This window comes from Dyadobacter sp. CY326, assembly GCF_021390515.1.
Classification (GTDB): domain Bacteria; phylum Bacteroidota; class Bacteroidia; order Cytophagales; family Spirosomataceae; genus Dyadobacter.
In genome coordinates this window covers 222673-236802 of the sequence record NZ_JAJUXI010000009.1, presented here as the reverse complement: position 1 = coordinate 236802, position 14130 = coordinate 222673, and the positions used below count along the sequence as shown (strand labels likewise).

At 43.1% G+C, this 14130-nt stretch carries 16 protein-coding genes; 10 read left to right on the top strand and 6 right to left on the bottom strand.

The genetic code is table 11. The features are described from left to right. The first annotated feature begins 49 nt into the window (after window positions 1-49). Together LZG73_RS19125 and LZG73_RS19120 are read left to right on the top strand one after the other, a co-directional pair. Complete coding sequence (locus LZG73_RS19125) at window positions 50-1258, top strand: zinc ribbon domain-containing protein (RefSeq protein WP_233853523.1); 1209 nt, start codon at window positions 50-52, stop codon at window positions 1256-1258. Window positions 1259-1261: 3 nt separating this feature from the next. Further along, complete coding sequence (locus LZG73_RS19120; RefSeq protein ID WP_233853522.1) at window positions 1262-2017, top strand: hypothetical protein; 756 nt, start codon at window positions 1262-1264, stop codon at window positions 2015-2017. 111 nt (window positions 2018-2128) lie between these two features. On the opposite strand, the gene LZG73_RS19115 is transcribed toward LZG73_RS19120, so the two are convergent. Beyond that, on the bottom strand, window positions 2129-3115 hold the full coding sequence (locus LZG73_RS19115) for a YhcG family protein (protein WP_233853520.1): 987 nt from the start codon (window positions 3113-3115) through the stop codon (window positions 2129-2131). Window positions 3116-3485: 370 nt separating this feature from the next. Between LZG73_RS19115 and LZG73_RS19110 the strand changes: the two genes are divergently transcribed. After that, on the top strand, window positions 3486-3773 hold the full coding sequence (locus LZG73_RS19110; RefSeq protein WP_233853514.1) for a hypothetical protein: 288 nt from the start codon (window positions 3486-3488) through the stop codon (window positions 3771-3773). A gap of 332 nt (window positions 3774-4105) precedes the next feature. On the opposite strand, the gene LZG73_RS19105 is transcribed toward LZG73_RS19110, so the two are convergent. From LZG73_RS19105 to LZG73_RS19095, 3 genes are read right to left on the bottom strand one after another with little or no spacing between them, the layout of a single operon-like run. Further along, complete coding sequence (locus LZG73_RS19105; RefSeq protein ID WP_233853512.1) at window positions 4106-5032, bottom strand: relaxase; 927 nt, start codon at window positions 5030-5032, stop codon at window positions 4106-4108. Beyond that, window positions 5010-5396 carry a relaxase/mobilization nuclease domain-containing protein gene (locus LZG73_RS19100; protein ID WP_233853511.1) on the bottom strand — a complete coding sequence of 129 codons (387 nt, stop codon included), beginning with the start codon at window positions 5394-5396 and terminating at the stop codon, window positions 5010-5012. The genes LZG73_RS19105 and LZG73_RS19100 overlap by 23 nt, the downstream gene beginning before the upstream one ends. Next, a complete protein-coding gene (locus LZG73_RS19095; RefSeq protein ID WP_233853510.1) occupies window positions 5384-5815 on the bottom strand; it encodes a plasmid mobilization protein in 432 nt (143 codons plus the stop codon). Before LZG73_RS19095 ends, LZG73_RS19100 begins: the two co-directional genes overlap by 13 nt. 423 nt (window positions 5816-6238) lie before the next feature. Between LZG73_RS19095 and LZG73_RS19090 the strand changes: the two genes are divergently transcribed. Beyond that, a complete protein-coding gene (locus LZG73_RS19090; protein ID WP_233853507.1) occupies window positions 6239-7054 on the top strand; it encodes a hypothetical protein in 816 nt (271 codons plus the stop codon). 95 nt (window positions 7055-7149) lie between these two features. Here LZG73_RS19090 and LZG73_RS19085 read toward each other — a convergent pair whose 3' ends face one another. After that, complete coding sequence (locus LZG73_RS19085; protein WP_233853505.1) at window positions 7150-7509, bottom strand: helix-turn-helix domain-containing protein; 360 nt, start codon at window positions 7507-7509, stop codon at window positions 7150-7152. 109 nt (window positions 7510-7618) lie between these two features. Here LZG73_RS19085 and LZG73_RS19080 point away from each other — a divergent pair, with 109 nt between their 5' ends. From LZG73_RS19080 to LZG73_RS19070, 3 genes are read left to right on the top strand one after another with little or no spacing between them, the layout of a single operon-like run. Further along, window positions 7619-8383, top strand: a complete 765-nt coding sequence (locus LZG73_RS19080) for an SDR family NAD(P)-dependent oxidoreductase (RefSeq protein WP_233853504.1) — start codon at window positions 7619-7621, stop codon at window positions 8381-8383. 53 nt (window positions 8384-8436) lie between these two features. Then, window positions 8437-9063 (top strand): NADPH-dependent F420 reductase, encoded by a 627-nt coding sequence (locus tag LZG73_RS19075; RefSeq protein WP_233853503.1) that lies wholly within the window; start codon window positions 8437-8439, stop codon window positions 9061-9063. Between the two features lie 3 nt (window positions 9064-9066). Continuing rightward, on the top strand, window positions 9067-9903 hold the full coding sequence (locus tag LZG73_RS19070) for an SDR family NAD(P)-dependent oxidoreductase (protein WP_233853502.1): 837 nt from the start codon (window positions 9067-9069) through the stop codon (window positions 9901-9903). A gap of 57 nt (window positions 9904-9960) precedes the next feature. Here LZG73_RS19070 and LZG73_RS19065 read toward each other — a convergent pair whose 3' ends face one another. Then, window positions 9961-10341: a lysozyme inhibitor LprI family protein gene (locus LZG73_RS19065; RefSeq protein WP_233853501.1), complete on the bottom strand. Its 381-nt coding sequence runs from the start codon at window positions 10339-10341 to the stop codon at window positions 9961-9963. 359 nt (window positions 10342-10700) lie between these two features. Between LZG73_RS19065 and LZG73_RS19060 the strand changes: the two genes are divergently transcribed. The 3 genes from LZG73_RS19060 (at window position 10701) to LZG73_RS19050 (ending at window position 13966) form a co-directional block, all read left to right on the top strand. Further along, complete coding sequence (locus tag LZG73_RS19060) at window positions 10701-12098, top strand: hypothetical protein (protein WP_233853500.1); 1398 nt, start codon at window positions 10701-10703, stop codon at window positions 12096-12098. A gap of 111 nt (window positions 12099-12209) precedes the next feature. Continuing rightward, on the top strand, window positions 12210-13202 hold the full coding sequence (locus tag LZG73_RS19055; RefSeq protein ID WP_233853499.1) for a serine hydrolase: 993 nt from the start codon (window positions 12210-12212) through the stop codon (window positions 13200-13202). After that, complete coding sequence (locus LZG73_RS19050; protein WP_233853498.1) at window positions 13142-13966, top strand: hypothetical protein; 825 nt, start codon at window positions 13142-13144, stop codon at window positions 13964-13966. Before LZG73_RS19055 ends, LZG73_RS19050 begins: the two co-directional genes overlap by 61 nt. Window positions 13967-14130 lie beyond the last annotated feature (164 nt).

Genomic DNA, 14130 nt, shown 5'->3' with positions numbered 1-14130 from the left:
TTTCAAATTTTTTGTAGTAATAATCTGTAAACCCTGAAAGCACAATACTATGGAAGTAAATCAGCAGGCAAACTGCTATAATTGTTTCAAACCTCTACCGGAGAGAGGCTATTTTTGTGGTAAATGCTTAACACAAGTAAGATGCAAATCCTGTAATTCTTTATTAGAAGAAGATAATGCAGGCTGTCTTTATTGTGGAACACCTAGAGAGATGAGGGTAGAGACTGAGGCTGGTTCAAATCGAAACATTAATACTTTTCGATTGTACGAGACAGCGACAGACAGAACTATTGAAGCAACATTTAGTGATGATGTTGCCAAAGACCTTGCTGGAACCCTACGAGACGCCGCTGCCGCGGGCAGGATAAAAGCAATTGGTTCAAACATTCCTCCTTCAAACAGTTTCGATAGCACGGCAAGTGAACAAACCGATGAATTTGCTGAAGCGGAAGTCGTAGATAATAGAGATGAGGTTGCAAAAATAGAGGCAATTGACAAATCAGCACCGACTACTAAAACCGTAAGTGAGGAGGAATATCCAACACTTAGAGCCGTTTCTATGAAAAACCTTCCCGGTACAGAAACCGAATGGATTGTTGTATATGCTTTTTATTCCTCTAATTACGGTAATGAAGAATTTTCGCGTCAAAATATAATCGAAAGATATTCGGAATCTAACCGCAAAAACAAAGATAGGATGAAAGGTCTATCCGCCTATATTACGAATGCTGTAAAGGGCGGGTACATTAATCCCTTAGAAAATAGTTTCTCAATTCTAGACAAGGGAATACAAAAGGCAAAAGAAATCATCGCTAGAACAACAGGTTCTTCTCCTAAGCCAAGGCCATCTTCAAAACCAAAAAAAGAAAATAAAGGTACAGAGTCCGAAAACGAAGTGGTAAATAACAAAAAGGCTCATAAAGCTTCGAGATTATCAAAGCGACTAAGTAATATTAACTTTGAACCCGAAGGAAAAGTAAGTCTTAAAGATTTCTTTGCTTCATATACTCCTGCAAACGATAGTGAACGCAATCTGCTCTTTGTGTATTATTTACAAGGGGTTTTAGAAGTAAAAGAAATTACATTTGATCACGTATACAGTTGCTATGATATACTTGGTTTGAGGATATCAGAAAATCTACCACAAACAATCAGAAACACTGCTAGTAAGACTGGGTGGATTGAAACGAATAATTCAATTTTAGCAGTAACAGTTAAAGGTAGTAATCAAATCAAGGCTTGGAATAAAAAAGATTAGAATATGACATTGGATGCATTTGTTCACATAATTAATGATTTTGATACCTTTACCGCGAGCAATAAAATAGACTACTTCCTGTATTATCACACTATTATAAGAGAAAATAAAGGGGCTACTCCAAAAGAGATTGAAATGTATTTTGAGGAATTAAAGACTACCAAATACTCTAATATTCCGCAATATCTTAAAAACAACACTAAAAAAGTTAAAGGTAAAACGCCTAAGTTCATTTTGCAGAAAGGTACATATCATTTAGAACGTTCTAAAAAAAGTGAGCTTGATGCATTGATGAATGTACCCCGAACCATAATTCCTACTAGTAATTATTTCCCATTGGAATTGTTCGATAATACGAGAGGGTATTTAATTTCTATAGCTCAGCAGGCCGCGAGCTGTTATGACCAAGGTCTGTATGATGCATGTTCTGTAATGACGAGAAAGCTTTTGGAAGTTTTAATTATTGAAGCATTTGAACGTCACAATATTTCAAATAAACTCAAAAATAGTGGCGATAACTTTTTTTATTTAAGCGATTTAATAGAAATATTTAAGAACGAATCTACCTGGAACATAGGAAGGAACGCAAAGAATAGCTTACCAAGTTTGAAGAAAATGGGCGATTTGAGTGCGCACAACAGAAGATATATTGCACGTAAGAACGATGTGGATAAGCTGAAAGATGATTTACGAATTGTTCTGGAAGAATTAATACACATTATCGATTATCCGAATTGGAATAGTATTGCAATTCCATAATGCGGCCCTCGTGAGGCAATGCTAAACATTACATCAATTAACGGAAAGTGCCTGCTGGGCGGACCATTTTCCCGACGTCAGGAAAATGGTGCCAAACTGTACAATCAATTCCTACATCAATAATTCATGCAGCTTAGCCTGAATAAGCTTTTTATCCGGCAGCTGCAATTGATACTGAGCAATGAGTGCCGGCGACAGGTTTCGCGATAGGGAGTACTCCACTACTTCGTCGTCTTTATCACGACAAAGCAAAACGCCAATGCTCGGGTTTTCATGGGGCTTTTTTACGTCACGATCGAGGGCTTCAAGATAAAAGTTCAGTTGTCCCATGTGCTCAGGCGAGAATTTGCCGATTTTCAACTCAAATGCAACCAACGCAGATAATCCTCGATGGTAAAACAGCAAGTCGATATAAAAATCCTGACTGCCCACCTGCAAACGGTATTCGTCGGCCATGAATATAAAGTCTTGCCCCAATTCTAGTATGAATGCCTTCATATTGTTAGCGAGCGCCTTTTGCAGATCCTTTTCACTATGGACCTCCGGTAAGCCCAAGAATTCGAGTACGTAGTTGTCTTTGAAGGCGAGGTCGATATTTGGATGTAATTCTCTCACCACTGGTGAGAGTTTTGCACCGATCAAGCTGCGTTCAAATTGCGACGCATCTATTTGTCGTTCTAGTTCACGTTTGCTGAGTTTATCAGTAGAAACCAGTTTGAGATAATATTCACGTTCTTCATTGCTTTTGCAGCGTGAGAAAATGACGGTATTATGCGTCCACGGTAATTCTCTCACCAGTGATGAGAGTTTCTGGTTATCCTGATAAGTCTCGAAAAACTGCTTCATTCGCCAGAGGTTTTTATCGCTAAAACCTTTAATGTCAGGCGCCTTATCTGCAATGTAGCGCGATAGTTCTGAGACGACACCTTTGCCCCAAGCTTCGCTTTGCACTTTCTGGCTAATGGTTTTTCCGACCAGCCAATACAGATCAATCAGCAGCGTATTGATTTGAGCAAAGGCTTTTTGTCTCGCACTTTGAATGTGAATTAGAATATCACTGAATGTTTGCTGCGTATCTGTCGCGCTTGGGTTAGTCATTGTTTTTGAGTCGTTTTTTCGCAATCAAATTAGAATCTTGTCCGCAGAATAATTTGCGTAATTATTCTGCGGCTGTGCAGCAATGCGGATTTTGGATTTTATCAGACTTAGTGCTGGTTTAAATGCAAAATCCATTTTTTCGATGGTTTTTGCAATGCTTACAACAATGAGTGTCTAATTTGCCCTTCCAAATTTTCCCCTATATTTGCCCCGCAAACATTTTAAGAACATCTATGAAATTTTTAAACAAATCCAGGCCAAAATGGCCTTGGAGAGGCACACGGGTGCAAGTCCCGAGACCTGGACGAGATGTTCTTTCGTTGATGTTTGCGGTGACCTCTCCTTTTCATATCACCCAAATCCATTTTCAATGCAAACATCAAATGGTCCAGGTGTCGACTCGAATGCAAATTCAGTCAACCCAACGAATGATGCACGTCACGCATTAGATGTCGGCGCTCCGCTGACGCAATCGCAGGCAGATTTTCTGTATATCGTCGATTGTCAGGGCTGTCGGGAATTATCCCAATCGCTCAAAATGATCCACGATTTGGCTCTTTATCACTCGGATATCCCGTTTGATCAAGCTGAAAAGTCAGCTCTTTTTGACCTGAAAGTACTTTGGGAAGGGTTCGAAAAAATGGGGGCGAAAGCGTAGAATTTCGGAGGACTGTTGGCGACAGTCCTTTTTTTGTAGTAGTTCAGAAAAATACCTGACAGTGACCCAAAAATGTATTCACCAGCATAAGCTGGGTGATTTTATCCTGCTCCAAATGAACACTGATTTCAGACAAATACTTTTTCACCTCAGCGCAATCGCTATCCTTACTCAAAGTAAAAAGTGACGGGGTTTACCCCTTGGCTGCAAATCCGTAAGGCGGTTTAAGGAGCGGCATTTTGCCGCGGTAAATAGCCTCCTGGATTTTAAGTCGTCACTTTTTGCTTTGTACCTTTCGTTGCGCTGTGGTGCAAGCGCAATTCTTTAAAAAATCAAAATCCCATCGAAAACCCTTTCTGCTTCTTCCGTTTCGGCTTCTTCAACTGATGCGGCGTGTACTCTCCATCCTTAACCGGAGACAACAAAGAATCAAGAGACTTATCATTCTCCATCGAACTACCTTTTCCGACATGATAATCATTACCAGCATTACCCACCTGCCCCACATCCATTCCTATCCTTTGAGACTTTTGCTGATGAAGAGAAAAAGGATCTTCAATGCATCGCTCAGTAATTCCCTTCGCGCTATACTGCTTACCCAATGCACTTCCGTTGAAGACGGATCTCGTTCGATGATCACAGTATGTGATCCCGTACAGCAGGCCTTCTTCATTTTTTCGGATTACCGTATCGATCCCGTCTTTTTGAAGAATATTGATCAGCCTGGGCAATGACACGTTTTGTTTGCCATACAAAGTAAAATCAATACTATTCCGAATCCGTAACGAATCCTTCGTACGGTTTGGATTCATCTCATTGAACAGAAAACGCACTTTCAGATTTCTATGTGTTGGCTTGAAATGAAAGTCACTTGCTTTGATGGGCACTCCAACCCGGTTGCCTTCTTTATCCAGCACACGGTATAAGATGCCATTGTTTTTTCTGATCCTCGAAGCCTCTGAGCCAATGTCCGCCGCAACATTATATTGGTTCAGCACTGCATTCAATTCTCCCATCGTGGTGAACTTGTAATCGTTCAGAACCTTTTCGAGCACATTGGAAACCGCCTTCTTAGTTTCTGCCTTTCCATACTGCGCTTTGATGCTGACGGGCTTCAAATTAAACTCCTGCGCTTTTCGATCTTGTGCCTTCACCAAACCAAAATCTATCTCAATCTCTTTCCTGGTTTTCTCCGATTGATTTTTGCCTAGGTTGTGCAGTGAGATCCGGCTTCCATCAGCTTTGATGTTGGTTGTCACGATATGCACATGTGGTTGGACCGGCATACCGGTGACCAGCATCCCGGTGCTCGTATACGAGGGCGGGTTGTTTCTCAAATCCAATACCTTTTAAATAGGCTTTCGAAATCTCCGCGAGCTGTTCTTTGCTCAGCTTTTCCGACGGATCAAAGTTCAAAGACACGTGAACTGTATTGACCTTTGTTCTTTTATTCAAAGCGAGTTGCCGCTGAATCCGATTTAGCTTTTGATCAAAACTCAGGGCATCCGCATCCTTGGGATAGTTGATAGCCGAAATGCATTCCGCATGTCCCTGTTCCAGCTTGTTCTCATTGTATTGCAGCACAGCCCGAAGCCGACTGCTGGTGTGGATCACTGCAACCATCGATCTGCCAGTTTATCAGTTTGCGATTTGATCTTATCCAAAATTGAAAACAGGAATTTCTTTTCAGCTTCATAGCTGGCGATCCAGTTTCTGAATTCTGAAATTTGGTTGACTGCATTGAGGCGTTTGGTTGCCTGGTTGAAGTTGTTGCCAAGCCGGTTGAGCTCTTCACGCAGCTCCGACAATTCGCCGATCATCTGATCTAGCGAACTGTTCCGTTCGATCACAGTTACCGGTCGGTTGAAGATCAAGAGCCTTAAAAATTCACTTAATTTCCGGCAGGTGGTGCGGCCGCGTTTAGCTTCCAGATTGGCATATTCTTTGGGTGTTAACCGGAAAATTACAAGCTTTGTCTTGTTCGATTTTTCTTCTTTCATCACGATCCTATCTACACTTTCAAACATTAAAAACTCCTTCACAAACCTGGACCGACTTTGGAGGGGAAGGCCAGATCGGGTGCGCAGCAACCGGCGATTGTATTACAATCGTACATCTGGCCAGACGCGCAAAGCAGGCGGCTCATTTGGATTTCAAAGTCTTCGAAACCGTGTGCTGAGCCGATTTGTGAATCTAGTTTATTGAAATGGTATTTACCTATCCTGTGTAAATTTGCCTTAGGATCGCGAGCGTTTTGGGCTGACGTTTGTCTTTTCGAAAAAAGTTGTGTTTGTTCGAAAATGTTTGTGTTTGTTCGAGAATTTTTGAAAATGCTCGAGTTTGTTCGAAGGTGCTCTTCCCATCGGTTTTGTCTAAATAAGAGCGGAATAAAGAAAATCACATCTATAATATTCAATTTAATGTATAATTTTCTTATATATTTGAATAAAACTGAATTGGCGGCTATGAGAAAAGGAACTGCTGCCATTTTCCTGACTTTAATATTTTTTCCAGGACATTATATCCTTGCACAGCCTACCGTGCTGAAGGGCGCTTGGGTTACACCTGAGCAAGACCTGATCGAAATTCGAAACCTTGGCAGGGATTCAAGTAATGTAATGGCTAATAAGTTAATGCAAGAAGATTATTTTCACCTATTCATGCTAGGGGACACGCTGAGCTTTCAACACATTTATACTAACTCGCGGACGCAATTTAAAATTGAATATGTAGACAGGTATGACTTAAAGGTGGTCAGCTGTGATAAATCAAGTCTGATTGTGAAGCCTGTATCTAAATTGTCAAAAGCCTATTTCCAGAACCGGCCGCTACTGAAACTCAAAAGGAAAGAACAAGTTATCGATACGACGTTCGTTTTTGAAAAATTGGTTTATCACGCCACACAAGCCTGGTTCAGCCCAACCGTTTCATTGCAGCTTGATAATCGCAAAAACCTTTACCTGGAAATCAACAATGGTTTCTACGGTCATAATAAAGACCTTGCAACGGGTCAATATATGGCCGTGTTAGATGACAGTACTTATAAACAGTGTATCACCATACTGCAAAACAGCAGTATAAGAAGTCTGAGATTTGGAAATGTCGAAGTTAAAGACTCCCCGGAAATTACGCTCATCATCTACTTTAATGGGCAGCGAAAATATCTGAAATCCACTTTTACCCCCAGAGTCGCTAATGATCTCTTATCGTTTATAACCTGGCGGTTGCAAACTTACGCTAGTCTGAAGCTTATAGACAGGGGGTATGAGTTGGAGCGTTAATTGACATATAATGAGAAGCGGGAGAGGATTCAATGTTTTCGCTTCACTGAGCCGACACACACATTCTGTAGTCCAAGTTTCCATGAACGACGATCCTATCCGGCATATTTGTAATCAGTCGCCTTGGGGATCGTGGCGACTTCATATTTCAAATTCCACTCTTTAATGTGTTCTAAAATCGGCAAAAAAGCTAAGCCCTTTTCAGACAACCGATATTCTACCCTTGGCGGTAATTCCTTGTAAGCCAGTCTTTCCAATAAGCCGTCTTCTTCCAGCTCTTTCAACTGTTCGGTCAGTACTTTCCTTGAAATGTGCGGCACTATGGCATCTAACTGACCGAAACGCATGGTACGGGTGCCCATTACATTGATAATAATGGGCTTCCATTTATTACCAATCGTGCCTATCGCTCTTGTAAAGGGGCAATTTGAATTGCAAAATCTGTCGTCTCTCATATCCCGAAAAATTTGTAGTTACCCATTGGTAACCAGAATAGACTGTAATAGTTTCAAAAGTAAACTATCGATAGTTCCTTTGCAACACAAATTTAAAATGAGTGAGACAATGAACAAATTAGAAGATAAAGTAGCAGTTATTACAGGCGGAAATAGTGGCATTGGGTATGGCATTGCCCAGGAATTCGTAAATGAAGGTGCTGTGGGAGCTATTGTCGGCAGATCTCAGGAAACTCTTGATAGTTCTGTGGCTCAACTGGGTGGTAATTTCATTGGCATCAATGCGGATGTAACTAACCTTGCCGACCTGGAAAGGGTCTTTAAAGAGACATCAGAGAAATTCGGTAAAATAGACGTGATTGTAGCCAATGCAGGTGGCGCCGTTACGGGAGCAGCATTTGGTTCTGTGGCTGATACCAGTGAAGCAGACTATGACAGGACAATGGACCTGAACCTGAAAAGTGTCTATTTCACTGTCCATAAAGCATTGCCGTATATGAATGATGGTGGTTCCATTATTCTTATCGGTTCGAATGCAGCGCACCGAGCATATGCCTCATTTTCACTTTATGGCGCTGCCAAAGCGGCTGTCATTCATTTCGCAAAAGGCTTTTCAAACGACCTTTTGCATAGAAAAATCAGAGCAAATGTAATATCACCCGGTACAACAGATACACCCGTATTTGACAGGTTTGTCCCCTTAGAACAACTTGAAGCTGTGAAAAAATACTGGGCAGATGTAATGCCGATAGGCAGGATCGGGCAACCCTCTGACATTGGCAAAACAGCGGTTTTCCTGGCTTCCGATGATTCATCGTTCATGCTTGGCGCTGAACTTCTTGTTGATGGCGGACTAAGCTATTTGTCTAAATAATTGACTCCACACCTACGCAGGCTTATTAAGCTGTGTCAAAAAATAATTTCAAAATGAATAAATCAAAAAATAAAGAAGCGAGCTACGCAATTGTCGGCTTCGGAAAGATCGGTCAGGCTTTGGCCAAGGCGTTTGCCCGCAAAGGCATCGAAGTATCCGTTGCAACGGCGCGCGACCCGGAGAACTTTGCATCCGATGCGGCCGCAATCGGACCCACAATCATTCCCACAACCCTGTCGGAAGCCGTAAAGGCGGATGTAATATTTTTGGCGGTGCGTTTCGAATCGCACGCGGAAGTCGCAAAGGCGCTACCCAGCTGGGAGGGAAAAATCATCGTCGATGTGACCAATGCCTACGGCGTATCTCCTGAAAAGCTGGGAGGACAGCCTTCTGCAATAGTCGTTGCCCGGGCCTTCACCGGCGCAAGACTCGTTAAGGGCTTCAACCACTTAGTTGCTGCCGTCATTGAGCAGAATCCGGCCGTACATGGTGGCAGGAGAGTCGTGTTCCTGGCGAGCGACGATGAGGGCGCAGCAGCGGATATTGGTGTGCTCGCGGAAAATCTCGGTTTCTCCCCGATCCAACTTGGCGGGCTTTCGGAAGGCGGATTGCTTGTGCAGGCACGCGGAAATAGCTGGGGTCACCTGATCTTTAAGGACCTGGTCAAGTTCAACGAATAAGTCGTGATCGCAAATTTCGATGCGATCCTGCCTCGTGGGCGAAAAGGCCCACAGTCTCAATTTTCAAAAAAAGAAATAATGAGTAACTTAAAAAACAAAGTAGCCGTCGTGACGGGTGCTTCAAAAGGAATAGGTGCGGCTATCGCAAAACACTTTGCCCATGAAGGCGCAAAGGTGGTTGTCAATTACGCTTCAAGCAAAGAAGGAGCGGATAAAGTGGTGAAAACCATTACCGATCACGGAGGCACAGCCATTGCGGTACAGGCCGATGTATCGAACGAAGCCGACGTAATCAGGCTGTTTGAAGAAACAAAGCAGGCTTTCGGTACATTGGATATTTTAGTAAACAATGCCGTCTTTCAGCAATTTTTACCTATTAAGCAGGCGTCAGCAGAAGCTTTTCACCAACATTTCAACGTCAATGTGTTGGGTCCGGTACTTACGATCCAGGCAGCATTGAAACTGTTTGGCGATAAAGGTGGCAATGTCATCAACATCAGTTCGGGTGCAAGCAAATCGCCGATGGCCGGAGTCTCTTTGTACTCTGCAACGAAGGCAGCATTGGATGCCATCACGATTTCTTTGTCGAAGGAACTGGGCGCAAAAAACGTCCGTATCAATTCCATTTTGCCGGGCGCTACGGAAACAGAGGGTGCAATCAGTGCGGGCGTCACCCCTGGCAGTGAGTATGAAAAAATGTTTGTCGCCAATACCCCGCTCGGCCGCAGAGGCCAGCCCGAAGATATCGCGAAAGCAGCCGTATTTCTTGCTTCCGATGATGCAGCATGGATTACTGGGGAGCAGATTCTGTTTCTGGCGGGATGTTTGGGTTTTGAATGAGATAACTTCCGCTGCGAATGGCGGAAGTTGTTTTATTAATCAGCAGCCTTAATCATTTTAATGTTTTCGCTTGACCGACCCTGCGCACACATCCCCCTCCTCTATGCCTGCCAGCCAGACTCTCAATGTCTTAATTCTTTCATTGGTAAGCTCGGTCTTCAAATTTGCGACACACATAGAATGAACGCTACCATAATAGCCAGGTTCCCTGTCAGGGTATCTGGCTTTTACTTCAGCATCGCGAAACTGAATCCACAGGCGTTGAGAGGCTCTTAGGTTTTTTATAAATTCCTTATCCGTGGTATATTCCTGTAAGATTTTTTGATAAACCGAATTGATCTCTTTCTCTGCTTTTGCATAAGCGTTTTCGTTCACTTGCCCGAATGAAATATTTAGCGATGCTAGAAAAAAGAGGGAAGCTAACAGGTATTTCTTCATTTGAATGTCAGTCTGATGTTTGGGTGTAATGCTGTAAAAATGGGAAATTTTCACCAACAGCCCTCGATGGCTAGCTAAACCTACTTTTTCTGCTTCTTTGCTGAAAGCATTCCAGATGCGTTTTCCAAGGCCGATCGAGAATGTCTCGTCTGGATTATTGATCGTTTAAGAGCCGATATTGGTCTGTTCGAAAATGGTCGAGTTTACTCGCGAATAGTCGAGAATGTTTGTGTTTGTTCGAGAATTCTTGAAAATACTCGAGTTTGTTCAGGACTGCCATTTTAAATTACTTTAACAGTTCTGCAAATAGCCCACCGAGAAGTTTTCTATAAGTTTGGTAAAACGCATTCTTACAGCACATGACCAGACAGCTTTACTATTTCGCAAGCTTCCTTTTTGTTATTCTGATTTTGCAGGAAATTTTGATAACGACGATGCTAAAGGTTGTCGGACGAGGGGCTTATGCCTTAGGTTCATTCATGCCATATTTTATCTTGGTATCAGTAACGCAGGCATGCTGCAGCGTAATCGCATTGGTTTATTGCTACGGCCGTCAATACATCTGGTCTTTTCGGGCTGGCTGGCTTTGTGTAATTAGGTTGTCGGTGCACACAGCGGTTGTTTATGAGATTCTTATTAATCAAAACCTTGAAAGCTGGTATTACTATTCTTACTGCGCCGTGTCCGCCGCAAATTTGCTCTTGGGGGTAAGTTTGGTTGTATCCAAAAGCCGGGAGCATTTTTGGCTGAAATGGATTGGCATCGCATCGATTTGCGTCGATACTGCTCAGATAGCACTATTGATTTGGTACAACGTCTTCGCCGATTTCCAAATGAAGGCGATGCTTTCGCAAGCTGATTTTCCGCTAAGCTGGCTCATGGTCGCAATAACAGGATTATGGATCATACATTTTGTCAGTGAGGTAAAAGCCGTTAAAAGTTTAAATAGCATACCCAAGATGTCGTTGGTTGGTTTTATACTGGTGTCCATTATCGCTAGCTATTTTTCCATCTCCCTCGGCGCCGACTTTTATGAAGAAAGCAGGGCTCCACTGCCCGAGCGAAACCTTTCGGCAACAGAACGAGCTCTTGCAAACCGTTTTGAATCGCATCTTTTTAAAAGTCATGACGGTGAAAGATTGCCTTACCGTCTGATGAAACCGCTTAACTACGATTCAACCCAAAAATATCCGGTGGTCCTTTGTCTGCACCATGGCGGAGCGCACGGGCGGGACAATGTAGCGCAGGTCCAGGGCTCCTATGGCCCGGTGTTAGCCAATTACGACAACCGCAGAAATCATCCTGCTTTCCTGCTAATACCTCAATGTGAAGTAGGAAAAAATTGGATGGACCCGGACGTGGATTCTGCCATTATGGAATTAATAGCTTCCATGGAAAAACAATACAGTATTGATACCCTACGACGATATGTGATCGGTGAGTCAGGCGGCGGCTATGGATCATGGCATTTCATTGGTAACCATCCGGGTCTGTTTGCAGCGGCTATTCCAGTCTGCGGTGGAGGTGAAGAAGGGTTGGTAAAAAACATGGCGGATGTTAGCATCTGGGCTTTCCACGGAAGCGACGACTTGCTTGTTCCGGTAAGCTATTCCAGGAAAATGATCAATGCACTTCGTAAAGCAGGCAGTAAGCCTCGCTACACAGAGTTTGCAGGTGCCGACCATTATATTGGTAAGCGGGTTGCGGAAACACCGGGCGTTTGGGACTGGCTTTTCATGCAGAGGCGTAAAATCTAAAATCTATCTAAGTTTCAGGCACTCTGATTTCAACGCAAGAAATTTCAAGTAAAATAAATCGTTAGCTAACTTCCAAAAGAATGTAATCTCTCTCATTTACATTGGACTACAATGATTTCAACTTTCAAAATGCCCAGGTTTGTAATGATTTTGTTGTCTTTATTTCTGACAATGCAGCTGATGGGGCAGTCGAAATATGAGGGGCCGAAAACGATTGGGGATCTGAAAGGTAAGATTGAAGAAGTGCTGAAAGAAACTCAAACCCCTGCCGTAGGTGTGGCGTTAGTGCAGGGGGATAGTACTATTTGGGTGACTAGTCTTGGAAAGGCAAATCTCGAAACGAGTGTAAATGCGGATGAAAATACAATGTTCCGGATCGGCTCGGTTTCGAAAATGTTCGTTTCGCTCGCTATTCTGAAATTGCAGGAAGAAGGTCGTATTAGTCTGGATGCAAAAGTGCGAGATCTGGTTCCTGATGTGGCATTTGTTAATCCATGGGAAAAACAGGCGCCGATACTAGTGAAACATTTGCTGGAACACACCACTGGTTGGGATGATTTGCAGTTGAAGGATTATGCAATGAACGATCCTAAACTTACGCTGAAACAAGGTCTTGACTACAACCCGAAATCACGGACTTCTCGCTGGATGCCTGGGACACGAATGGCCTATTGTAACTCTGGCCCACCCGTAGCTGCATACATCATTGAAAAAATTACCGGGCAGAGTTTTGAAGATTATATTCAAAATCAGTTTTTCACACCGATGGGAATGGAGTCGATGACTTATTTCATGACCGATATTTATAAAAAAAATGGTGCGGCATTATACCAGGATGACAAACTGCAAAAGTACTGGAACATTATCGTGCGACCTTCCGGGGCGATCAATGCCTCTCCAAAAGACATGGCCAAAATGCTCATATTCTTTACCAATCGCGGCCGGATTGGCAGTTTACAGTTATTGTCGGAGAAGTCTCTTGAAAGGATGGAAACTTCCACAACCACCATTGGCGCCAAAACGGATTGGAATATGGATACGGTTTGGGAAACTACACATCTGCTCACAAAAGCTTCATTTACCGCTCGCACGGCGGCGGGGTGATGGGTGGATTAACGGATTTTTCATACCTGCCAAACCATCAGTTGGGTTACGCAATCATGATCAATTCGGGCAATTTCAATGCATTAATGCGAATTCAATATCTGGTTCGCGAATTCCAAACCCACCATTTTAAATCCGACCTGGCCTTCAGGCCGGGAACACCGGGCTCAGCTCCCAAAATTGACATTAAAGGGTATTACATGTTGATCAATCCAAGGATTCAGCTCACGGACTATCTGCAACGGATTACGGATATACAACACATTTGGGGCAACGACAAATTTGTTTTCCACTCTGGTCTATTTGGTGGCGGAGTGCTAACTTACAAGGCCATCAATGACCATCAGTTTGCGTCCAAAGAGACTGGAAAAATCAAGATGGTCAAGGCAAAAGATCCCATTGCCGGCGATGTACTCCAGGCAGATACGCTGCTGTTATTGCGGATTTCACCGATAATAGTTTTTGGGCAGCTTGGCATTCTAGGTTTGTGGATTTGTTATACGGCGGGTTCAATCATTTTCGGGATCGTCTGGTTAGTGAATTATTCAAAAGGCAAACCAGGTGCAATAAAAAATCGCGCTATTATTTTGTGGCCAGTGATGGCTAGTCTGGCAATGATCATCGCTACGATTATGTCGTCTGTGGGAGCGAAAGATCCGTTTGAACTATTGGGAAAACCAAGTTACGCTTCCGTCTCACTAATGGTTTTCACAATCGCTTTTGCGTTAACCACTGCTATGTCTCTCTCTTCAAAATTTTGGTAAAGCGAAAGGCTGCTTTTCAACAAAGCACCTATGTTCACATGGCCATTTTAACAAGTCTCCACCTAATCGCAACCTGCTATTTCTTTTGGCATGGGTTAATCGGCATTCAAACCTGGAATTGATTAGAGGAATGCGGATTCCTTATTCATGCCCAACTTCCTGTG